Genomic DNA, 18775 nt, shown 5'->3' with positions numbered 1-18775 from the left:
CCCCATTGTAACAAACCGCTCGCCTTATGGGGGATTGATGGCAGTAGGGAGGGCATTGAGCCAATAAAGAGGGGCGCCGATGCACCCCTCTGTCGATGATCTATCTGTACCCTAGCGGACGATTTCGTAGCAGGGCACATACTGGCTGCCCGGCAGCTTCATCCGCTGCTGCTTGACGAAGCTCTCCAGCAGCTTGTCCATCAGGTGCATCAGCTCCTTGTCGCCGTGCAACTTGAAGGGGCCTTTCTTCTCGATGGCGCGAATGCCCCCTTCCTTGACGTTGCCGGCGACGATGCCGGAGAAGGCACGACGCAGGTTGGCTGCCAGCAACTGGGGCGGCTGGTTGCGGTGCAGATCCAGACTGGCCATGCTGGCGTGATCCGGTTCGAAGGGGAGTTGGAACTCCGGCTCAATCTTGAGGGACCAGTTGAAGGAATAGGCATCGCCGACCGATTTGCGGTATTCGCGGATTTTTGGCATCGCCTCCTTCATCACCCGGGCTACTTCCGGCGCATCACCGACAATGATCCGGTAGAGTTTGGTCGCCGGTTCACCGAGGGTCGCCTTGATGAAGTCGTCGATGGCACGGAAGTAGTCGGCACTCTCTTTCGGGCCGGTCAGGATGATGGGCATCGGCTGCCGCTCGTTGGCCGGATGCATCATGATGCCGAGCAGATAGAGCAGCTCTTCGGCGGTGCCGACCCCGCCCGGGAAGATGATGATGCCGTGACCAAGGCGCACGAAGGCTTCCAGCCGTTTCTCGATATCTGGCAGGATCACCAGCTCGTTGACGATGGGGTTGGGCGGTTCGGCCGCAATGATGGAAGGCTCCGTGAGGCCGATGTAGCGCCCGTTGCGCACCCGCTGTTTGGCATGGCCGACGGCGGCCCCCTTCATCGGGCCCTCCATGGCGCCAGGGCCACAGCCGGTACAGATGTTCAGCTCACGCAAGCCCAGCTCGCTGCCCACGGCGCGGGTGTACTGGTACTCGATCTCGTTGATGGAGTGGCCACCCCAGCAGACGATCAGGTTGGGATCTGCGCCGGGCAGGATCACCTTGGCGTTGCGCAGAATGGCGAACACCACGTTGGAGATATGAGTGGAGTTGGTCAGATTGACCTGGCGGTTGGACTCGAGCTGATTGGAGACATAGAGAATGTCGCGCAGCACCGAGAAGAGGTGCTCCTGAATGCCGCGAATGATCTCGCCATCGACAAAGGCGTGCTCGGGGGCATTGAACAGTTCCAGCTTGACCCCGCGCTCGCGCCGGATCACATGAATATCGAACGATTTGAAGCGCTCCAGGATCTCCTTGGAGCTGTCGGTATGGCTACCTGAATTGAGCACTGCCAGCGAGCAGTTGCGAAACAGTTGATAGATATCGCTGGAGGCAGTCTGCTTGAGGCGATCCACCTCAAGCTGTGACAGCAAATCCATGCTGCCGACAGGATTGATGTGCGTAATCATAGGTTCCCCTTTACTCACTTGTTATCGTTGTGTTTTTCCCTGGGGAGAAAAGGGGACGCTATGTTGCATCCCCTGAGATCGATAGTAGTGGTAACAGAGGGTGGAGGGAAATAGGGCGATGACTGTTCGCTGTTTTTTTAGCCGCTTGTCAGGCCAGTGTCACTTGATCCCGACCGGTGTGCTTGGAGTGGTAGAGCGCCTTGTCCGCCCGTTCAAATACATCTGACGGGTTGTCCCCATCCTTGAACAGGGTTGCACCGATGGAGATGGTGATCTCCACCTTGGCATCGCGAAAACGGAACGGGATGCTCTTGATGGTCTGGCGCAGGGTCTCCAGCGGCTTCTGGAACTTGTCCGGGTTGATATTGGGCAGCAACACCACGAACTCTTCTCCACCAAAGCGGGCGATGAAGTCGGTGTCACGCAGTGCACTCTGCAGTGCTTTGGCGACCACTTTCAGTGCCTTGTCACCCGCCATATGGCCGTAGTTGTCATTGATATTCTTGAAGTGATCGATGTCGATGATCGCCATGCAGAGCGGAGTGCGGTAACGAAGCCAACGTTTGTACTCCTGCTCCAGCCGTTCATCGAGGGCAGCCCGGTTGTGCACCTGGGTCAGGCTGTCGAGGAACAGCTTGTGTTTTTGAATGGTCAGCCGCTTCTTGTACTCGGCGGTCTCCTCCTTCATCAAGCGCAGCTTGGACTCCATGGTGGAGAGGCGGGTAAGCAGGTGACGCTCCCGCGCCGCCGTGCTGTCACGCTCTTGCAGCAGCAGGTTGATGGCGCCCATATGGCCGGAGATGGCGCGCTTGAGCGCATCGATGGAGTTATGGCTGGCCAGGGAGTGATCGATCGCCTGCAACTCGTTGACCAGCGCCTCGCGGGTCTCGCGGGTTTCGTTTTGCAGCGCGCGCCCCTCATCGAGGGATTCGGTAAAGCCTACATGTACCGCGGAGAGGCTCTCGTTGAGGGAGCTGAGAAAGGCGCGGGAGGCTTTGCGCTCCTCACGGGTGCCCTCGATGATGAGCTCGATCACCTGCAGGCAGGTTTCCGCCAGCAGGGCAGGGTTGATCCCGATCAGCAGTTGGCGACGAATGTCGCTCAGGCTCTCGCCGATGGCGCCGGCAAAGTCGAGTTCGGTGATAAGCCGCTGCAGCTCATCGGCGATGCGAGCGTGATCCTTTAGATCAAACGGGTCGACATCGGGCTGGCCATCGTTGCTGGCAGTATTGCTTTCTTGTTGAGTTGCACCTGACGGTGCCAACATGGGTTGGCTTGGCAGCAGCTGGATCTTGATCGCCTGCTGGTAGAACTCCAGCAGCTTGATCACCTTCTTCTGGTGATCGGCAATGCCGTAACCGGCGGGACTTGCCAGAAATTCCTTGAGGGACTTGCGGGTCTCTTCCGGGAAGCCCTTGATGGTTTTCAGCTGTTTGGAACCAAGATCGATGGCGGTCTGGGTCAGGGTGATCGACTCTTCCAGCGCATTGCTGTGCTGCTGCAGCAGTTTTTCAATGGCCAGCAGGTCGGCGTCCAGCGAGGTAAATGCGGGATTGTTATCCAGTTTCTGCTTGAGCTTGGCGAAGCGATTGTCCAGCTCGCGGTCGAAGCCACGGCAGGAGAGCATCAACTTGTTGATAAACTGGATGCCGCGAGCACGCTCTGCATCGGAAAACGACAGCACGCCGTCGAGTTCCAGCTGTTTCTGCTGAAGGGATTCCCTGAGTCTTGCCAATTGTCCTGCTACGGCAGCGATGTCATTCATTATCAGGTCGCCCTGTTGTCATTATTGTTTTTGGTGTTGGATAGCAACAGTGGTCGAACCTGGTTTCGATCCTCGCCTGTTATCTACATTATTTCCTGGTGGTTATCGGCTGCCGGCTTCCTTGCAAGGCTGGGCCAATTAACCCATTGCTTTTCATGAGAAGAATTGACTTTTACCAGTCCCTTGTCAATTGCCATCAGGCCGCATTGCCACACATCTCCATTAAAAAATGCCGCTTGTTGGCAATCGATCGCAGCCAGCTCCAACCAGGCGTTTTGCTGGCATTTTTCACTGAGCTGAATGGCTCCCGACAGGGCGAGATAGCAGAGGTCAAACAGGCCATTGTGATCGAGCGCGGTCGCCGCTTTCGGCAGGAAGGGGTGACTGACAATCCCGAGGCTGATCTGGCGATCCAGCGGATAGCTGCAAGGGAAGGCGGCGATGGCCGTCAGCAGGTCTCCCGCCAGTTGATGCAGGTTGGTCACGTGGCGCTGTGGCACCACATAGAGCATGTGTCCTTCACGCAAGTCATAGATACGGCCATCTTGCGGGGTCAGGGTGTCCATATAGGCACCGAAGGCCTGCTCGATTTCTCTGCTGGCCTGATAGCCGTGGCGCTCCAGCGTGTTGACCAGGAAAGGCACCCGGAACAGCAGATAGTGCAGCTTGTCATCGAACTCGCTGGAGGGCTGTTCGCTGAGGTACCAGCGATCCGATTTCAGCTGGCGCTTTGCCATCTCCCGGGGCCAGCGGTTCATCAGTCGCTGCCAGTTGGCCAGCCCCGAGCGTGGCTCGATCAGCAGGGCCTCATTGGTCCGTTTCAGTTGCAGGCGGGCAGTACGCAGCTTGAGCCAGAGGGTGAAGAAGAGGTAGATAAAGAGCGCCAGCAGCAGGCTGGTGGTGATGCTCGACCAGAGATAGCGCTCCTGCTGATGCTGGCTGTTGTTAAGTCGCTGCTCCAGCTCCTTGATATGTTGCACCCGCTCGACCTGGACATAGTTGTCACGGATCGCCGCCTGCTCCATAGCTTGCTCCTGCTGGCGCACCTCCTCGCCAAGACGGTGGAAGCGCTTGTAGCTGTCGAGAGCCTGACGCAGATACCCCTTCTGTTCGTAGGCAAGCGACAACAGGCGGAATACCTCGTACTGACGGCGGGTATCACCGAGCTGATTGGCCAGCGCGCGGGCGTTCTCCAACTGCAGGATGGCGATGGCGGCCTCCTGCTTCTTCAGATAGAGCTCGCCGAGCAGCAGCAGGGTATCGATCAGCGGCTCTTTGGCATCGCTCAGCTCGTGGGACTGACGGGCCGCATTGAGGTAGTTGCTGGCCAGCGAGAGGTTGCCGCTTTGCAGGTAGGTTTTGCCAATTTCATATTTGAGCAGGGAGGCTTGTGGTCGGTTGCTCCCTTCATCGAGCAGATCCAGCGCATTGAAGAAGTAGACCAGCGCCATATTGAGGTCGCCCTGCTCGCGATTGAGTCGCGCCAGCACCATCAGGGAGTCACACAGCAGGGAGGGGTTGCCGATGGAGTGGAAGTAGTTGGCCGCCTCATTGGCATACTGCAGCGCTTTCTGGGGCTCCTGCTCCTGCTGGTAGAGTTTCACGATCTGGTTCGACAGCAGGCCGAGAAAGAGCGGGTCATTGAGGCTTTTGGCCTGTTGCTGGGCATCGATATATTCCCCCAGCGCCAGTTGCGGCTGCTGCAGCGCGCGATAAAGGTCGCCGCTGATGGCGCTGACCCAGGCACTGGCGAGGGGATTGGGGGTCTTGGCGGCCCAGATCCGCGCATCTGCCAAGTGGGCCTTGGCATCATCGAAGTGCTGGTTCTCGATGTCGTAGCTGGTGCGTTGCAGGCGGCCATAAATCTGGAGCTGGCTCTGCTTGAGCGTGGGGACGGCCAACTGTTCGTCCAGTTGATCCATCAGGGCGCGGCTGGTGCTCTGGTTATCCGGTTTGAGGGCCTGACTGCGGATCTTGAGATAGAGGCCGTGGGCCTTGAGTTCCGGTTGTTGCTCTTTGTCTGCCAGCGCCATCGCCTTGTCGAGCGCTTGCTGGGTGGCCTGATATTGACCCAGTTGCAGCAGACACTCCCCTTTGAGCAGATGGGCGCCTATGGTCTGGGCCGCCGTGCTGTAGCTCAGGATGGGTTCGCGATAACCGAACTCCTGGCGATTACTGATGATTTGCTGGGGATTATTGGCTGCGCGCGTCAGGAAGGCGGTGGTGATCTGGACGCATCTGGCAGGATCGGTCAGTACCATCGATTGCGCTTGTTGCAGATCGATAGAGAGTTGCTCCTTGTCCAGATCCAGATTCGGAGCTGACAGGGAGGACATCATCATGGCCAGAAAAAACAGTTGATTCATTGGATTAAGGACGGCGCAGAGGTGTTGGCATGTTATCCAAGCCCCCCCCTGCGAGTCCAGCGTTTACTGTGGTTTGCTGGTGGCCGGCAAGTGGGTTTCGTCTGGATTTTATTATCCAGCCCCCTTATCCCTGCTGCGTAAAGCATCGATTGAAACCTTTTTGCCAGTCATGGAGGGCAGTGCGACTGCCCTCTCTGTCGCAACTCGACTTTATTGGCGGATCAGACGCAAGTTGGCGGGCACGGCTTCGAAATCGGAGCGAAACGGGTTGATGTCGAGGCCGCCGCGGCGGGTATAGCGTGCATAGACGGTCAACTGCTCAGGCTGGCAATAGTGCTTGAGGTCGATAAAGATCCGCTCGATGCACTGCTCGTGGAACTCGTTGTGTTGGCGGAACGAGATGAGGTAGCGCAGCAGCTTCTCCCGATCGAGTTTCGGCCCCTTGTAGCGGATCACCACAGAGCCCCAGTCGGGCTGGCTGGTCACCAGACAGTTGGATTTGAGCAGGTGGCTGTGCAGGGTCTCCTCGACCAACTCGCTACCGGCTGCCCCTTGCAGCAGGGACGCATCAAACTCGTAATTGTCTACCTCGATATCCTGCTCATCAATGCACTCGCCGGGCAGCAGGGCAATCTGGTGCGGCGCCTTGTCGAGGGGGAACAGGGTCACCTTGACGGTCTCACCCGCACAGGCACTCAGATCCTTGGTCAGCATGGCGGCGACTGCCTCGATAGAGTCGCAACGGGTCTGGTTGAAGGAGTTGAGGTAGAGCTTGAAGGATTTGGATTCGATCAGGTTCGCACTGGTGGCCGGAATGGCCACTTCCCCCACCGCCACCATCGGCTTGCCCTTGGCGTTGAGCCAGGAGAGCTCATAGAGGGTCCAGACATCGCAACCGCTAAAGGGCAGATCATCGCCCAGCTGGAGATCATCCCGGTTCAGGCTGCGGGGAACCGGCTGTAGCAGGGAGGGGGTGTACTGGCTGATGTAATCGGATTGCTGGCCCAGGCTCAGGCCGGTCAGGGCGCTGGCCCCGGCGTATCTATCTTGTTTGCTCACGTAATGTGCTCATGATGAGTGGAATGAAACGGGCCATTGCTGGGCCGGATGGTTGCAGCCGTTTGGCTTGGGTGTCGGCCTCTCTGTATCCCGGGTTCTGTTGCTCGGGTCGCAAGGTCGGCTGGCAACCTTGTCTGTTACCGGGTTTGGTGGTGCAATAGCGGACTTTGCCAGCAATTGTGGGGATTTTCGATGTCGGATCAAGTTTTGTCTGCCCTGGAGCACTTTTTTGCCCGCTGGCAACGGGATGGCGAGGCCAGACGAGGCTTGCCCCTGTGCGAGTGGGAGGCGGACTGGCGTTCCCCCTGCCAGCTTGGTGAGCCCGCCGATGGTCGGGTGGCCTGGCGTCCTCACCATCGCTCCGAGCCCGCCGATTTTACAGCCATGGCCGACGCCCTTGAGCTGACGATTCATCCCAGCGCCATCGCCCTGTTCGGGCACTGGTTCAGCCGCCCCATCCCCTGCCTTTTCAAGGGGCTGCGCCTTGAATTGATCCTGCCGTGGAACGACGCGGATCTCGACCTGCTCAAGGAGAACCTCATCGGCCACCTGCTGATGCTGCGCAAGCTAAAACGAACCCCCTCCATCTTCATTGCCACCACCCGCAACGAGATGACGCTCATCTCCCTTGATAACGAGAGTGGTCAGGTGTGGCTGGAGTGGCTCGATTCTGGTCGCCGTCTGACGCTGGCTCCCTCTTTGCCGGCGTTTCTGGAGCGGCTGGAGACGTTGCCGCAATAGCGCCGGTTCGAGCCAAGGTTATTCATCGGAACGAAAAGCGCCTTGCCATGCGGCAAGGCTCTTTTTTATGGCATCGCGTACAGGGAACGAGCTTAATCCTTGAAATCCCAGGAGAGGTTGGAGACCAGACGGCAGCTGTCGCACTTGAAGTCGAAGATCTCGTGCAGTGGCTCTGCCAGCGCCCACTCACCGCCACAGCTGGGACAGGGGCGCGCCTTCTCGTCAGCGGCGCTCAGCCCGCCCACCCGGTAGAGGTAGTAGTAGGTGGGGATGCCGCTCAGCACTTCCAGCCGTTTGGCCAGATCGCTGCCGCGCCGGTAGAGGCGGCTGCCCACTTCGCCGATTTCGTGCAGCGCCGCATGTTCGGCGATGGAGCCGTTCATCTGCAACTGATCGCACGCCTCCCAATCCTCCTGCCACTTGATGATCTGCTTCTGATCGCCGTTGGCGACCGCGGGCAGTTGGTAGAGCGGAATGGGGGCGAAGTGGTCGCCACATCGCAGCGGCGAGCAGGTGTGCAGGAAGCTGGTGTAGAGCAGCATCCAGCTCGGCCGCTCGCCCAGCTGGCCGCAAGGATCTGTGCTGTCGGAGAGCAGATCCGCCCCTTGAAGATGGAGCTTTGGCGCCAATAACCCGGCCTGATTGAGCTGCTGCTCGGCCAGTTTTACCTGCTCGCTCTGGTTGTCGGGGTGCAGGCTATCCTGCTCCGGGCAAACCACCCGACTGACGAAATAGCCGTCGTGCATGCTGGTGGGGAACTCCCGCCCGAGGATCTGGCCCTGATAACGCAGCATGTCGAGGTAGTTAACGATGGCCCGCTCGGCGTCGCCAAGGGAGGTATCGCGGTAACACTCAAAGCAGAGTTCGACGATATACATGGTTCAGCCTTGCCCCTGCTTGAGGAGCAGGTCGGTCAGGCGATCCACCTTCTGCTCGATGCGCGCGAGCTGTTCGGCGAGTTGCTGCAGGGTGAGCTCCGGTGCTGGCTGCGGCACAGCCTCTGGCAGGAGCTCGCTCTCGGCGGTCGCGACTGGCTGCTGCTTCCACTGGCTCAGCACTTTCAGCAGCTCGGCCATCGGCACGGGCTGGGTGAGGCGGGCCTTGATCATGGCTGTGGTGGGAGTCAGGCCCTTGGCGGCCAGCTCGTTGGCAATTCGGATGATCTCGTGGGCGGACATAAGCATGCTCTGGGTGAGAAGGGGGGATCGATATCGGTGCGGGATCTTAACCAAAGCCAGCAGGGGAGGAAAGGGGCGGGCGGCTTAGCGGGGCTGGCGCAGCATCACATCGAGCTGGTCGATCGCCTCGCACCAGTCGGAGTCGTTCCACAGGGCATCGCGCAGAAAGCTGGCCTGGGCGGCGTTCCAGAAACCGGCCTCCGGCAACAGGGTTTCATTGTCGAGGTGATGGTCGTGCACAAAGCGGTGCAGGCTCAGCTCGTCGTTGGCCATCCCGAGCTGGGCAAACAGGGCTGGCAGATCGTGGACAAGGGGTTCCATCTCGTCTCTCCCTTTGTTTAATCCCTGAGATTATAGACAGGCACAGCCATCGGGCGCAGAGACGAGATTGGGGATCAGGCAGAGGGGATGCGATGGGGTGGCAGATCAACGCCTACGATGTGCAGCCCCTGCATCTTGAGGGTGCCCTGATAGTGGCTCTCGCCATCGCTGGAAAATTCAAACTGATAGTGGGTCAGCAGCCGCAGGGGATTATGTGCCAGCTCCCGCCGATGGCGAGCCAGTGACAGCAGTTGCAGGTCATGGTGCTGGCAGTAGCGGCGCATGTATTGCCAGGCCACTTCTGCCTGTTGGCGTTGCAGCCAGAACAGGCCGGCAATCGCAATCAGCAACAAAATTCCGAGCATCTCTCCCATAGGCGGGCTTCCTTATCGTGATGTCGATAACCGGGAGTCCTGCTCGGCACTCCCGATCTCCTTTTCTATATCCCGCCGTGTTGCCTCGTGGCGTGAGGGGGAGGCGAGGGATCAGGCCGAGGCAAACAGACGGCCGATGGCCTTGCCCAGCGCATCGCTGCGGTTGGGGTCACGCAGTCTGGCCAGCATACCATTGCGCAGGGCCGGTAAAGTGACCAACTCGGCAAAAACCTGATTGAAGAACTGGGTCGGTTGCAGTGCCAGCTGTTCCAGATAGTGGCTGAGCAGATTGGCATCTTTCAGGTCGGGCCAGAGCCGGCCGGCGATGGCGAGCAGCAGCGCAGGGCTCGGCTGGGTTTGCAGCAGGGTCAGCAGCTTGTTGGTGCGCAAAGTGCTGCCGGGGCAGGAGGACATGGCGCGGCAGAGGTAGGCCAGGGTCTCAGGGTTGGGGGCGGCGCACTCCTGCTCCTTGCCGATCCGCTCGAGCAGGGCCCCTTGTACTGCAGGCGGCAGCGGGGCGTTTTCAAGGCTCTGGCAGAGGGCATAGAGCGGTTCCTGCGGCAGTTTGGGCAGCGCCTTGCAGATCAGCGCCAGATTGCGTTCATCATGCAGCCGCTCGGCCAGATCGGCAAAGCCCTGCAGCCCCAGCGTCTGCCAACCGGTGTCGTTGGGGGCGGCCAGATAGTGGCAGAGGGCATCGTAATAGGCGGAAGGGGCCTGTTCCAGCTGGCGCGCCAGCTTGGCGTGCAGACTGGCCATTTTTGCCTCCGCCGGGCGGAAGGTGTAGGGGTTGTCGGCCAAGCGCTGGGCTTTTTCCTCGTCCAGATCGCCGGTGAGCTTGTAGCCCAGGGTCTCCACCACCTGATCCATGAACAGCTTGGGGCCATTTGACATCAGCAGGCCGCGCTCATCGAGGGCAAACTTGAGGAACCAGAGGTAGTGGCGAGACTCGCTCGGCTGGAAGAAGTGCACACCCAGCCAGGCGTGCTGTTGCAGCGGCCAGGGATAGGGCTCCTGCTGCTGTTCGATGCGCACAAAGGTATCGCTTGCCAGTGGCCGCACCTGGCGGCCCATGTCAAACAGCTGGAACTGGGTGCCAGCCTGAGTCAGAAATTCGGTCAAGGTATTGATGGCAGTAGGCGTCACAGACATGGTGAGATCCGGCTAATGGTGATGCGGGCCGATTATAAGGCCCTTGCCGAGGATAGCCAGTGGCAGCAGACGCGCGTTGCGGCAGATATCAACATGGCAGCCATGCGGGGGGAGGTGTATAGTATCGCCCTTTTTTAAAGTCGGCAGGCCGCGCTGGCTGCCGTGTATGTCGACGAGCAGGCTTAATCGCCGGTGCTGCGCGACCGAATGTATCGGCATCCTGGCTGACCCTGTCGGGTCAGCGGATCAATCTGTGGTTATGAGGAAGAGAGCGAGATGAATCAATATTTGCTGGTAGCTGGCCTGTTGGGGGAACTCACCGCCGAGTTGCAGCGCCTTGAGCGCTGGCAAGCTGACCATCCCGGTGACGAAGCCCTAGCAAGCACCCTGCCTTTTTGTGTCGATACCCTGAGCTTTGATCAGTGGCTGCAGTTCGTGCTGATCCCGCGCATGGAGCAGTTGGTGATGTTGCAGGCGCCGCTGCCCACCAGCGTCTCCCTTTATCCCATGGCCAGCGAAGTCTACAAAGAAGATCTGGCCGAAGCAGAAGCGCTGCTGCGCCTGATCGCCCGCTTCGATCTGCTGCTTTCCGGCAAAGTGATCGAACAATGATGCCAGATCAAACCCGAGAAGAGAGTGACCTGAAGCTGACCCTGCTCTATCAGGATGAGTGGCTGGTGGCGGTCAACAAGCCTTCCGGTCTGCTGGTGCATCGCAGCTGGCTCGACAAGGGCGAGACCCGCTTTGCCATGCAGATGACCCGGGATCTGATCGGCGGTCGCCACGTCTATCCGGTGCATCGCCTCGATCGGCCCACCTCTGGCGTGCTGCTGTTTGCGCTCGATCCGGTGATTGCCCGCGCACTGACCGAAGCCTTTACCCAACGTCAGGTGCACAAGGAGTACCTGGCACTGGTGCGGGGCTGGGTGCCCGAGCAGGGGGTGATCGACTATCCCCTCAAGGAGCAGCTGGACAAGATTGCCGATGCCATGAGCAACCCGGATCGCCCGGCGCAGGATGCTGTCACCACCTTCCGTCGCCTGCATCAGGTCGAGCTGCCCCACGCAGTCTCCAAGAAGCACCCCACCAGTCGTTACAGCCTGGTCAGATTGTTCCCGAAGACCGGCCGCAAGCATCAGCTGCGCCGCCATATGGATCACCTGTTCCACCCCATCGTCGGGGATACCACCCACGGGGATGGCCGCCACAACCGTTTCTTTCGCGAGCACTTTGGCTGCGAACGGCTGCTGCTGGTGGCCCGCACCCTGAGCTTTACCCATCCTGTGCTCAAGGTGCCGATGCGGATCCAGGCTCCGCTCGGTCAGGATGTGCTGCGCCTGTTTGCCGAGATGGGCTGGCCCGCCAGCGAGAGCGACTACTAAGCGCCTGATCCTCAGCCTTGAACCGGTGGCATCTGACGCCAGCTTGCTGATAGAGTTGCTCAAAAGAGTGACTCAAGCAGGGAGAGGAGAATGGCGCAGATCGATATCGTGGTAGGAACTGTCTACGGCGCAGCCATGCTGGTGGCCGAGACCTTGGCAGATGAGCTGGAACGCAAGGGGCATCACTGTACCCTGCACGAAGAAGCACGGCTGGCGGACATAGACCCCGGCCGTTTTTTATTGCTGGTCAGTGCCACCACCGGGCAGGGGGACATTCCACCCAATCTGCAGCCTTTTGCCAGCGAGCTGGCCGACAAGGCACCTTGGCTTAAGGGATTGCGTTATGCCCTGATTGCCATGGGGGACAGCAGCTATGACCATTTTTGTGGCGCGGGCCGTCGGCTGGACGGATTGCTGCAAGAGTTGGGGGCCACGCGAGTGATTCCCCCGCTGGAGCTGGATGCCACCGTGCACGATGAACCCGAACAGGTGGCACTCAGCTGGCTGAAAAAGTGGGATATTCAGCCCTGAATATTCTCTTGAATAGAGCCATATCAATCCCCTGAGCCTTAAGTAGCAGGGGATTGTTATTTGCACAAAAACCATCTCACTCTGCAACGCATATTTCCCCTGATGGCGGAGGGGTATTTTCCCCTTTTAGCATTCCATTGCCGTAATGGTTTCACGCGCACCGCAGACCCGTCATCCAAATAAAAGTTCCATCTTGAAAGCGATCTCAGTCATGTTTTTGTCATTCGAACGTAAAATAATGACTTTAGTTCTATCGCGAATTAATTAATGATAACGCTTTCAGGGTTGCTGTTGTTGTGTGTTTTTCTTGTTTTCCAGATTTTAATTGCGCGGCTGATGGCTTTTTTACTTGTTGTTGTTGTGGAGATCGTTTGCCGAGCGATTTGTCGCCATTTTGTGAGTCGCTTCATATTTGTCGTGAAATACGCTCCCTATAATCAACCTCGGTTATCACCAACAGGATTACATGGTGATAAGAAGTTGAATATTCAGGATCACACTCCTCACTGCGGGAAATAAGGAATATGACAATGAAAATGAAGTGGCTCCCGATTGCAGCAGCTGTTACTGCCGCCCTGGCTTCCCAAGCCGCCTTTGCCGTAGATTTCCACGGTTACTTCCGTTCCGGCGTCGGTGTTTCCGGCGACGGCGACATGGTTAAATACAACGTCAATAAAGTTGGCCGTCTTGGTAACGAAAATGATACCTACGGTGAAGTGCAACTGGGTCAGGAAGTATTCAACAAAGATGGCAAGACTTTCTATGTTGATTCCATGTTTGCCATGGCTTCCAACGGTTCAAACGACTGGGAAGGTACCGGTACTGTTTGTAACTTCGATGCCAAGCAGTGCAATGGTGATTCCGACTTCGCTCTGCGTCAGTTCAACGTACAAGCCAAAGGCTTGCTGAACTTTGCTCCTGAAGCAACCCTGTGGGCTGGTAAGCGTTACTATCAACGCCATGACATCCACATCTCCGACTTCTACTACTGGAACATCTCCGGTGCCGGTGCTGGTATCGAAGGCATCCAGGCTGGTCCGGGTAAAGTTTCTTTCGCATGGGTACGCAACGATCGCAGCGCTGCCGATGTGTTTGGCCAATACACCAAAACAGGTGTAACTAAGAAACCCGTTTTGGATGCCAATGGTAATCCGACCGGTAATTACATCGAAGAGCCTACTTACACCAAGAACGAAGACCTGAACGTCAATACTCTGGATCTGCGTTATGCCGGCATCCCGCTGTGGACCGATGCTTCTCTGGAGCTGGGCGTGGATTACGCTCTGGTCAATGAGACCAACGATCAGAAAGCACTGAAAAAAGACCCGAAAGACGGCGTCATGCTGACTGCTGAACTGACCGCAGGCATCCTCGGTGGTTTCAACAAAACCGTGCTGCAATACGGTACCGAAGGTTACTCCAAGACTATGGCTTTCTATGGCGATGGTTCCTGGTACGGTGCTGAAGCCAAAGACGGTGCCGATGGTTTCCGTATCATCAACTGGGGCGTTGTTCCGATGGGCAACTCCTGGGAGATGGGTCACCAGCTGGTTTACGGTGTAGGCAACGAAATGTGGGATGGCAACGACAAGTACGAAACCATGTCCGCTGTTATCCGCCCGATGTACAAGTGGGATGACTTCAACAAGACCATCTTTGAAGGCGGCTACTTCAAGGACAACAACAAGTCTACCAATGGTAGCGAAGACAAAGATGCTGGCTACAAGCTGACCCTGGCACAAGCCTGGTCTGCCGGTTCCAGCTTCTGGGCCCGTCCGGAAATCCGTGTGTTCGCCTCCTATCTGGCTAACGACGAAGACAAGAAAGTCTTCGAAGGCAATACCTCCAAAGACACCTACCAATTTGGTGTTCAAGCAGAAGCTTGGTGGTAAGCAAAAGTTTAAGTTAAGTTAGTGACTGCCCCCTTATGGGGGCAGTTTTGTTTCGCCGGATCACGGCCACCGGATTATGGAGATAAGAAAAATGAAACGGGTAAAGATGTCTATTGCAGCCGTAATCACTGCGCTATTAACCGGTTGTGCCGGAAACATGGTTGTTCCTCTTGAAGAACATGGCTCGATCTTGAGCGATGCAGATCAAGCCAAGCAAGCGTTGGCCAAAGCCTCAAGCTGCTGTGTGGCGTTTAAAGATTTCAGTTATGCCCCCTTGCCTGAAGGTGAGACCTTGCTGGCCATTGATGGCAAGCAACCCACTTTTCAGTTTGATGAGGGGATGAGTTACTTTGCTGCTTATCGCTTGCCGACCAACACCGGCAATCTGGCGATCAGCCTGGCATCACAGGTGAGTAAAACCGTGATGGTGCCCAAGGTCATTATGCTGGATGCCGAGTTCAAGGTGACTCGGGTCCTGGGTGAGTCAGTATTCAGCTATCAGCCTGCTCACTTGCTCGATAACGACCGTATCGAAGGACGTGTTTTTGTTGACCGCAGCATGCCTGGCAACCCGGCCAGCGAAACATACATGATCGTTTATGCGCCCGCGGATAAGCTCTCAGGCAGCACAACAATCCTGCATCCATCAAAAGCATTTGCTCGCGCTAATGGTACCGTTGAGCCTGATATCAAGGATCCGGTGATCCCGCACTCCCCGTGGGGTTTGGTGCAGATCAAAGTCAAAGATATGGCCCGTGGGAGTGGTCTTGAAGCGGTATTCAAACCCGAATATGCCGACAAGGTGGCTATGAGCCAGGGTCAGCAGGTTGCAGCGATAGCGACTACCGCAGCCGTTACCACAACTGCAACAGCTGCGGTCGCAGCCAAACCTGCTCCTGCCATGCTGAGTGAAACTGAAGCCTTCTACCAGAGCCAGATCGAAAAAGCGGTCAAGGCGGGGGATATCGACAAGGCGATGAAGCTGGTGAACGAGGCCGAGCGGGCCGGTTCAACCAAGGCAAAAAGCGTGTTTATTGATGCGGTCAAGCGCTCGCAAAAATAGAATAATACGACCATTTACTGGTCAGATATATTTATTGAGGCCTCCCTTGTTGGAGGCCTTTTTAATCGGTAGACTGTAATAAATAAAAGTCACGCCGTTACATTGAGTTACAATGAGTTTCCATTTGATATAAATGGTATTATTAAAATACAAAGTGAAACTGCTATTTATATGTTTTTGTAATAGAGTGATAATGCAGATTATTAACCTATATTAGTGGTTGTTTTTTAGCTGCTAAACAAGTTGTGATCTTCCCTCCAAATTCAATATTCCCCCGCCTTCGAAAGCAGCAATTTATGACCCGCTGGGTTATATTCTGATGGTCAAAATAAACAAGCCCGACTCGAAGATATCTGAATGAATCAGTCCTTATTTCATCCAGATAGATCGTTCAGGGACGACAATCCATTCAGGAGCGCACACAATGTTCAAAAATGCTTTCTCTAATCTGCAAAAGGTTGGTAAGGCGCTGATGCTGCCAGTATCAGTCTTGCCAGTCGCAGGTATTCTGCTGGGGGTGGGGGCTGCCCACTTCAGCTGGATGCCGGAAATTGTCTCCCAGTTGATGGAGCAAGCCGGTGGTTCCGTATTTGGCCAGATGGCCCTGCTGTTCGCAGTGGGTGTTGCTCTGGGCTTTACCAATAACGACGGTGTATCCGGTCTGTCAGCCATCGTTGGCTACGGCATCATGGTCGCAACCCTGAAGGTCATGGCACCTGTGATGGGTGTTGAAACCATCGAAACCGGCGTGCTGGGTGGTATCCTGGCCGGTGGTATCGCTGCTTGGGCGTTCAACCGTTTCTACAAGATCCAGCTGCCAGAGTACCTGGGCTTCTTCGCGGGCAAACGTGCCGTACCCATCATCACCGGTTTCCTCTCCATCGGTCTGGGTGTGATCCTGTCCGTGATTTGGCCGCCAGTGGGTGGCGCCATCGGTGCCTTCTCTGACTGGGCTGCCAACCAGAACCCGGTACTGGCGTTCGGTATCTACGGCGTGGTTGAGCGCTCCCTGATCCCGTTCGGTCTGCACCACATCTGGAACGTACCGTTCTTCTATCAGGCTGGTACTTGCGTTAACGGTGCCGGTGAAACTGTTCACGGTATCATGACCTGCTTCCTGACTGCTGATGACGCGTCCCGCGCTGCCGGTAACGGCTTCGGTCAGCTGGCTGGTGGCTATCTGTTCAAAATGTTCGGTCTGCCTGCTGCTGCGTTCGCCATCGCTCACGCTGCCAAGCCGGAAAACCGCGCCAAGATCGTTGGTATCATGGCCTCTGCTGCCCTGACCTCTTTCCTGACCGGTATCACCGAGCCGATTGAATTCTCCTTCCTGTTCATCGCTCCGGTTCTGTACGCAATCCACGCTGTACTGGCTGGTCTGGCTTATGTGCTGACCAACTCTCTGGGTATCGTACACGGTCACACCTTCTCCAACGGCTTCATCGACTTCGTGGTGCAATCACCGCGTGCCGACAACATGCTGCTGCTGGTTGGTCTGGGTCTGGTTTACGCGGCTATCTACTACGTGGTATTCAGCTTCGTTATCCGTGCCATGAACCTGAAAACCCCGGGTCGTGAAGACGAGACTGCTGAAGAGGCCGTTGGCCAAGGCAAAGACGAGATGTCTGCTGCTCTGGTTGCCGCCTTCGGTGGTAAAGAGAACATCGCTTCTCTGGATGCCTGCATCACCCGTCTGCGTGTTGGCGTGAAAGATGTTGCCAAGGTTGACCAGGCTGGTCTGAAGAAGCTGGGTGCTGCCGGTGTGGTAGTGGCTGGTTCCGGCGTTCAAGCCATCTTCGGTACCAAGTCCGACAACCTGAAAACCGACATGGACATCTGGATGAAGAGCAACTAATTCTGTTGCCTGAATATCAGCGTGTTTGAAGAGGGAGGCGAAAGCCTCCCTCTTGCTATTTCTGGTTATGGATCGTGCGAGTCGCTGTAGATCGATCTCGGCAGGAGTCTCGTTGCCCAAGATGCGATGTGTAACGGGATACCTTCTGTCGGCGTTGTGCCTCGCTCGCCTTATCGCACACCATCACCAGATCAACCTTATAGCCAGATAAAGTCATCCAGTAATCAGCCAATAAAAAGAGCGCCATCTGGGCGCTCTTTTGTCGAGTCGAGGGGATTAGAGTTTCTCCAGATCCCGTTCGATTTCGCTGATCTTGTTCTGTACCACTTTTTCCAGATGGCGCAGGTCGCGCAGGATCTTCTGCTTGATGTCCGGGTCGGCTTGCTGATGGACGCCCTGGGTCAGGTTGTCCAGCTCGTCCACCACATACTTGAGGTTGGCGTTGATCTCGGTGACATCCTTGTACTCATGGGTGCCTGAGTCAACCAGCATGGTTTTGCGCTGGCGCGGGTATTTGAATTTGACACTCTTGGCGAAGAACTCGCCCTTCTGCTTCTTGAAGTAGATCTTGAGGATGTCGTGGTTGGCCTCCTGGCGCAGGGTATAGCTGTCGACGGAGGCGGGATCCTGGATCCCCAGGCTCTTCAGATTCTCGTACATCAGGCTTCCTCGGTTTGAAACGATCCTGTCCCATCCATCTTAACCGATGCCTCATGGCTTGCCTGTGACAGGGGCGCCAAAATCAAAAGGGCGCCATCAGGCGCCCTTTTCATCACAGCAATGCTGATTACTCGTCGATGGAGCGCAGCAGGGCGTTGATGCCGACTTTGGCGCGGGTTTTGGCATCGACCTTCTTGACGATCACCGCCGCGTAGAGGCTGTACTTGCCGCATTTGGAGGGCAGGGAGCCGGAGACGACCACGGAGCCAGCCGGTACGCGGCCGTAGTGGATTTCGCCGGTTTCGCGGTCATAGATGCGGGTGGACTGGCCGATGAAGACGCCCATGGAGATGACGGAACCTTCCTCGACGATGACCCCTTCAACCACTTCGGAGCGGGCGCCGATAAAGCAGTTGTCTTCGATGATGGTCGGGTTGGCCTGCAGCGGTTCCAGTACGCCGCCGATGCCGACGCCGCCGGAGAGGTGAACGTTCTTACCGATCTGGGCGCAAGAGCCGACAGTGGCCCAGGTATCGACCATGGTACCTTCGTCAACGAAGGCGCCGATGTTGACATAGGAGGGCATCAGCACGGTATTGGGGGCGATAAAGGAGCCTTTGCGGGCTGTTGCCGGCGGCACCACGCGCACACCCGCTTCCTTGAACTGTTCGGCAGTGTAGTTGGAGAACTTGAGGGGAACCTTGTCGTAGTACTGGGCATCGTCGCCCTTGATGATGCCGTTGTCGTTGATGCGGAAGTAGAGCAGTACCGCTTTCTTCAACCACTGATGGACAACCCACTCACCGGCGATCTTCTCGGCAACCCGCGCCTTGCCAGAGTCCAGCAGGTCGATGGCTTGAAGGATGGCGGACTTGGTGGTGCTATCCACGGAGCCCGGAGTAATGGTGTCGCGGCGCTCGAAGGCCGCTTCAATGATCTGTTGCAACTCGGTCATGACAGGTTTCCTTT

18 protein-coding genes are annotated in these 18775 nt (G+C 57.0%); 7 read left to right on the top strand and 11 right to left on the bottom strand.

Translation table 11 applies throughout. The annotated features are described in order from the left end of the window. Positions 1 to 111 precede the first annotated feature (111 nt). From ppnN to queF, 4 genes are all read right to left on the bottom strand, one after another. Positions 112 to 1467: a nucleotide 5'-monophosphate nucleosidase PpnN gene (gene ppnN / locus AB5Z05_RS05610; RefSeq protein WP_005338611.1), complete on the bottom strand. Its 1356-nt coding sequence runs from the start codon at positions 1465 to 1467 to the stop codon at positions 112 to 114. A gap of 148 nt (positions 1468 to 1615) precedes the next feature. Further along, positions 1616 to 3232, bottom strand: coding sequence for a diguanylate cyclase (locus AB5Z05_RS05605; protein WP_368150438.1), 1617 nt, complete (start codon positions 3230 to 3232; stop codon positions 1616 to 1618). Between the two features lie 83 nt (positions 3233 to 3315). Then, positions 3316 to 5598 carry a hypothetical protein gene (locus tag AB5Z05_RS05600; RefSeq protein WP_199416159.1) on the bottom strand — a complete coding sequence of 761 codons (2283 nt, stop codon included), beginning with the start codon at positions 5596 to 5598 and terminating at the stop codon, positions 3316 to 3318. A 210-nt stretch (positions 5599 to 5808) separates the two neighbouring features. Continuing rightward, positions 5809 to 6657: an NADPH-dependent 7-cyano-7-deazaguanine reductase QueF gene (queF, locus tag AB5Z05_RS05595; RefSeq protein WP_252656019.1), complete on the bottom strand. Its 849-nt coding sequence runs from the start codon at positions 6655 to 6657 to the stop codon at positions 5809 to 5811. Between the two features lie 192 nt (positions 6658 to 6849). Between queF and syd the strand changes: the two genes are divergently transcribed. After that, positions 6850 to 7398, top strand: a complete 549-nt coding sequence (gene syd, locus AB5Z05_RS05590) for a SecY-interacting protein (protein ID WP_236562558.1) — start codon at positions 6850 to 6852, stop codon at positions 7396 to 7398. Between the two features lie 92 nt (positions 7399 to 7490). Here syd and AB5Z05_RS05585 read toward each other — a convergent pair whose 3' ends face one another. The 5 genes from AB5Z05_RS05585 to AB5Z05_RS05565 all read right to left on the bottom strand — a co-directional run bounded on the left by AB5Z05_RS05585 (position 7491) and on the right by AB5Z05_RS05565 (position 10423). Continuing rightward, positions 7491 to 8276 carry a Zn-ribbon-containing protein gene (locus AB5Z05_RS05585; protein ID WP_368150435.1) on the bottom strand — a complete coding sequence of 262 codons (786 nt, stop codon included), beginning with the start codon at positions 8274 to 8276 and terminating at the stop codon, positions 7491 to 7493. A gap of 3 nt (positions 8277 to 8279) precedes the next feature. After that, the gene (locus AB5Z05_RS05580; RefSeq protein ID WP_368150433.1) at positions 8280 to 8576 is read right to left on the bottom strand and encodes a DNA-binding protein; all 297 of its coding nucleotides are present in this window, start codon (positions 8574 to 8576) and stop codon (positions 8280 to 8282) included. Between the two features lie 84 nt (positions 8577 to 8660). Beyond that, the gene (locus AB5Z05_RS05575) at positions 8661 to 8897 is read right to left on the bottom strand and encodes a DUF2789 family protein (RefSeq protein ID WP_005338602.1); all 237 of its coding nucleotides are present in this window, start codon (positions 8895 to 8897) and stop codon (positions 8661 to 8663) included. A 74-nt stretch (positions 8898 to 8971) separates the two neighbouring features. Continuing rightward, complete coding sequence (locus AB5Z05_RS05570; protein WP_139409987.1) at positions 8972 to 9271, bottom strand: DUF3301 domain-containing protein; 300 nt, start codon at positions 9269 to 9271, stop codon at positions 8972 to 8974. Positions 9272 to 9382: 111 nt separating this feature from the next. After that, positions 9383 to 10423, bottom strand: coding sequence for a DUF3549 family protein (locus tag AB5Z05_RS05565; protein WP_368150430.1), 1041 nt, complete (start codon positions 10421 to 10423; stop codon positions 9383 to 9385). Between the two features lie 276 nt (positions 10424 to 10699). Here AB5Z05_RS05565 and AB5Z05_RS05560 point away from each other — a divergent pair, with 276 nt between their 5' ends. The 6 genes from AB5Z05_RS05560 to ptsG all read left to right on the top strand — a co-directional run bounded on the left by AB5Z05_RS05560 (position 10700) and on the right by ptsG (position 17146). Further along, positions 10700 to 11035, top strand: coding sequence for a YqcC family protein (locus AB5Z05_RS05560; protein ID WP_005338596.1), 336 nt, complete (start codon positions 10700 to 10702; stop codon positions 11033 to 11035). After that, the gene (truC, locus tag AB5Z05_RS05555) at positions 11032 to 11805 is read left to right on the top strand and encodes a tRNA pseudouridine(65) synthase TruC (protein WP_368150428.1); all 774 of its coding nucleotides are present in this window, start codon (positions 11032 to 11034) and stop codon (positions 11803 to 11805) included. Before AB5Z05_RS05560 ends, truC begins: the two co-directional genes overlap by 4 nt. Before the next feature lie 90 nt (positions 11806 to 11895). Then, complete coding sequence (locus AB5Z05_RS05550; protein ID WP_128815494.1) at positions 11896 to 12336, top strand: flavodoxin; 441 nt, start codon at positions 11896 to 11898, stop codon at positions 12334 to 12336. A 530-nt stretch (positions 12337 to 12866) separates the two neighbouring features. Continuing rightward, a complete protein-coding gene (locus AB5Z05_RS05545; RefSeq protein ID WP_108612675.1) occupies positions 12867 to 14228 on the top strand; it encodes a maltoporin in 1362 nt (453 codons plus the stop codon). Between the two features lie 91 nt (positions 14229 to 14319). Then, the gene (locus AB5Z05_RS05540; protein WP_368150426.1) at positions 14320 to 15291 is read left to right on the top strand and encodes a MalM family protein; all 972 of its coding nucleotides are present in this window, start codon (positions 14320 to 14322) and stop codon (positions 15289 to 15291) included. Between the two features lie 424 nt (positions 15292 to 15715). Beyond that, entirely contained in the window at positions 15716 to 17146 is a 1431-nt protein-coding gene (ptsG, locus tag AB5Z05_RS05535; RefSeq protein WP_005338586.1) for a PTS glucose transporter subunit IIBC, read from the top strand. Between the two features lie 276 nt (positions 17147 to 17422). Here ptsG and AB5Z05_RS05530 read toward each other — a convergent pair whose 3' ends face one another. Then, positions 17423 to 17806 (bottom strand): DUF3461 family protein, encoded by a 384-nt coding sequence (locus AB5Z05_RS05530; RefSeq protein ID WP_005338583.1) that lies wholly within the window; start codon positions 17804 to 17806, stop codon positions 17423 to 17425. 127 nt (positions 17807 to 17933) lie between these two features. Further along, positions 17934 to 18761 (bottom strand): 2,3,4,5-tetrahydropyridine-2,6-dicarboxylate N-succinyltransferase, encoded by an 828-nt coding sequence (dapD, locus tag AB5Z05_RS05525; protein WP_042081110.1) that lies wholly within the window; start codon positions 18759 to 18761, stop codon positions 17934 to 17936. Positions 18762 to 18775 lie beyond the last annotated feature (14 nt).

The sequence above is a fragment of the Aeromonas sp. R2-4 genome (genome assembly GCF_040908365.1).
In the GTDB taxonomy this organism is placed as follows: domain Bacteria; phylum Pseudomonadota; class Gammaproteobacteria; order Enterobacterales; family Aeromonadaceae; genus Aeromonas; species Aeromonas veronii.
Note: the sequence above shows the minus strand (reverse complement) of the source record. Positions and strands in the feature narration are given on the sequence as shown.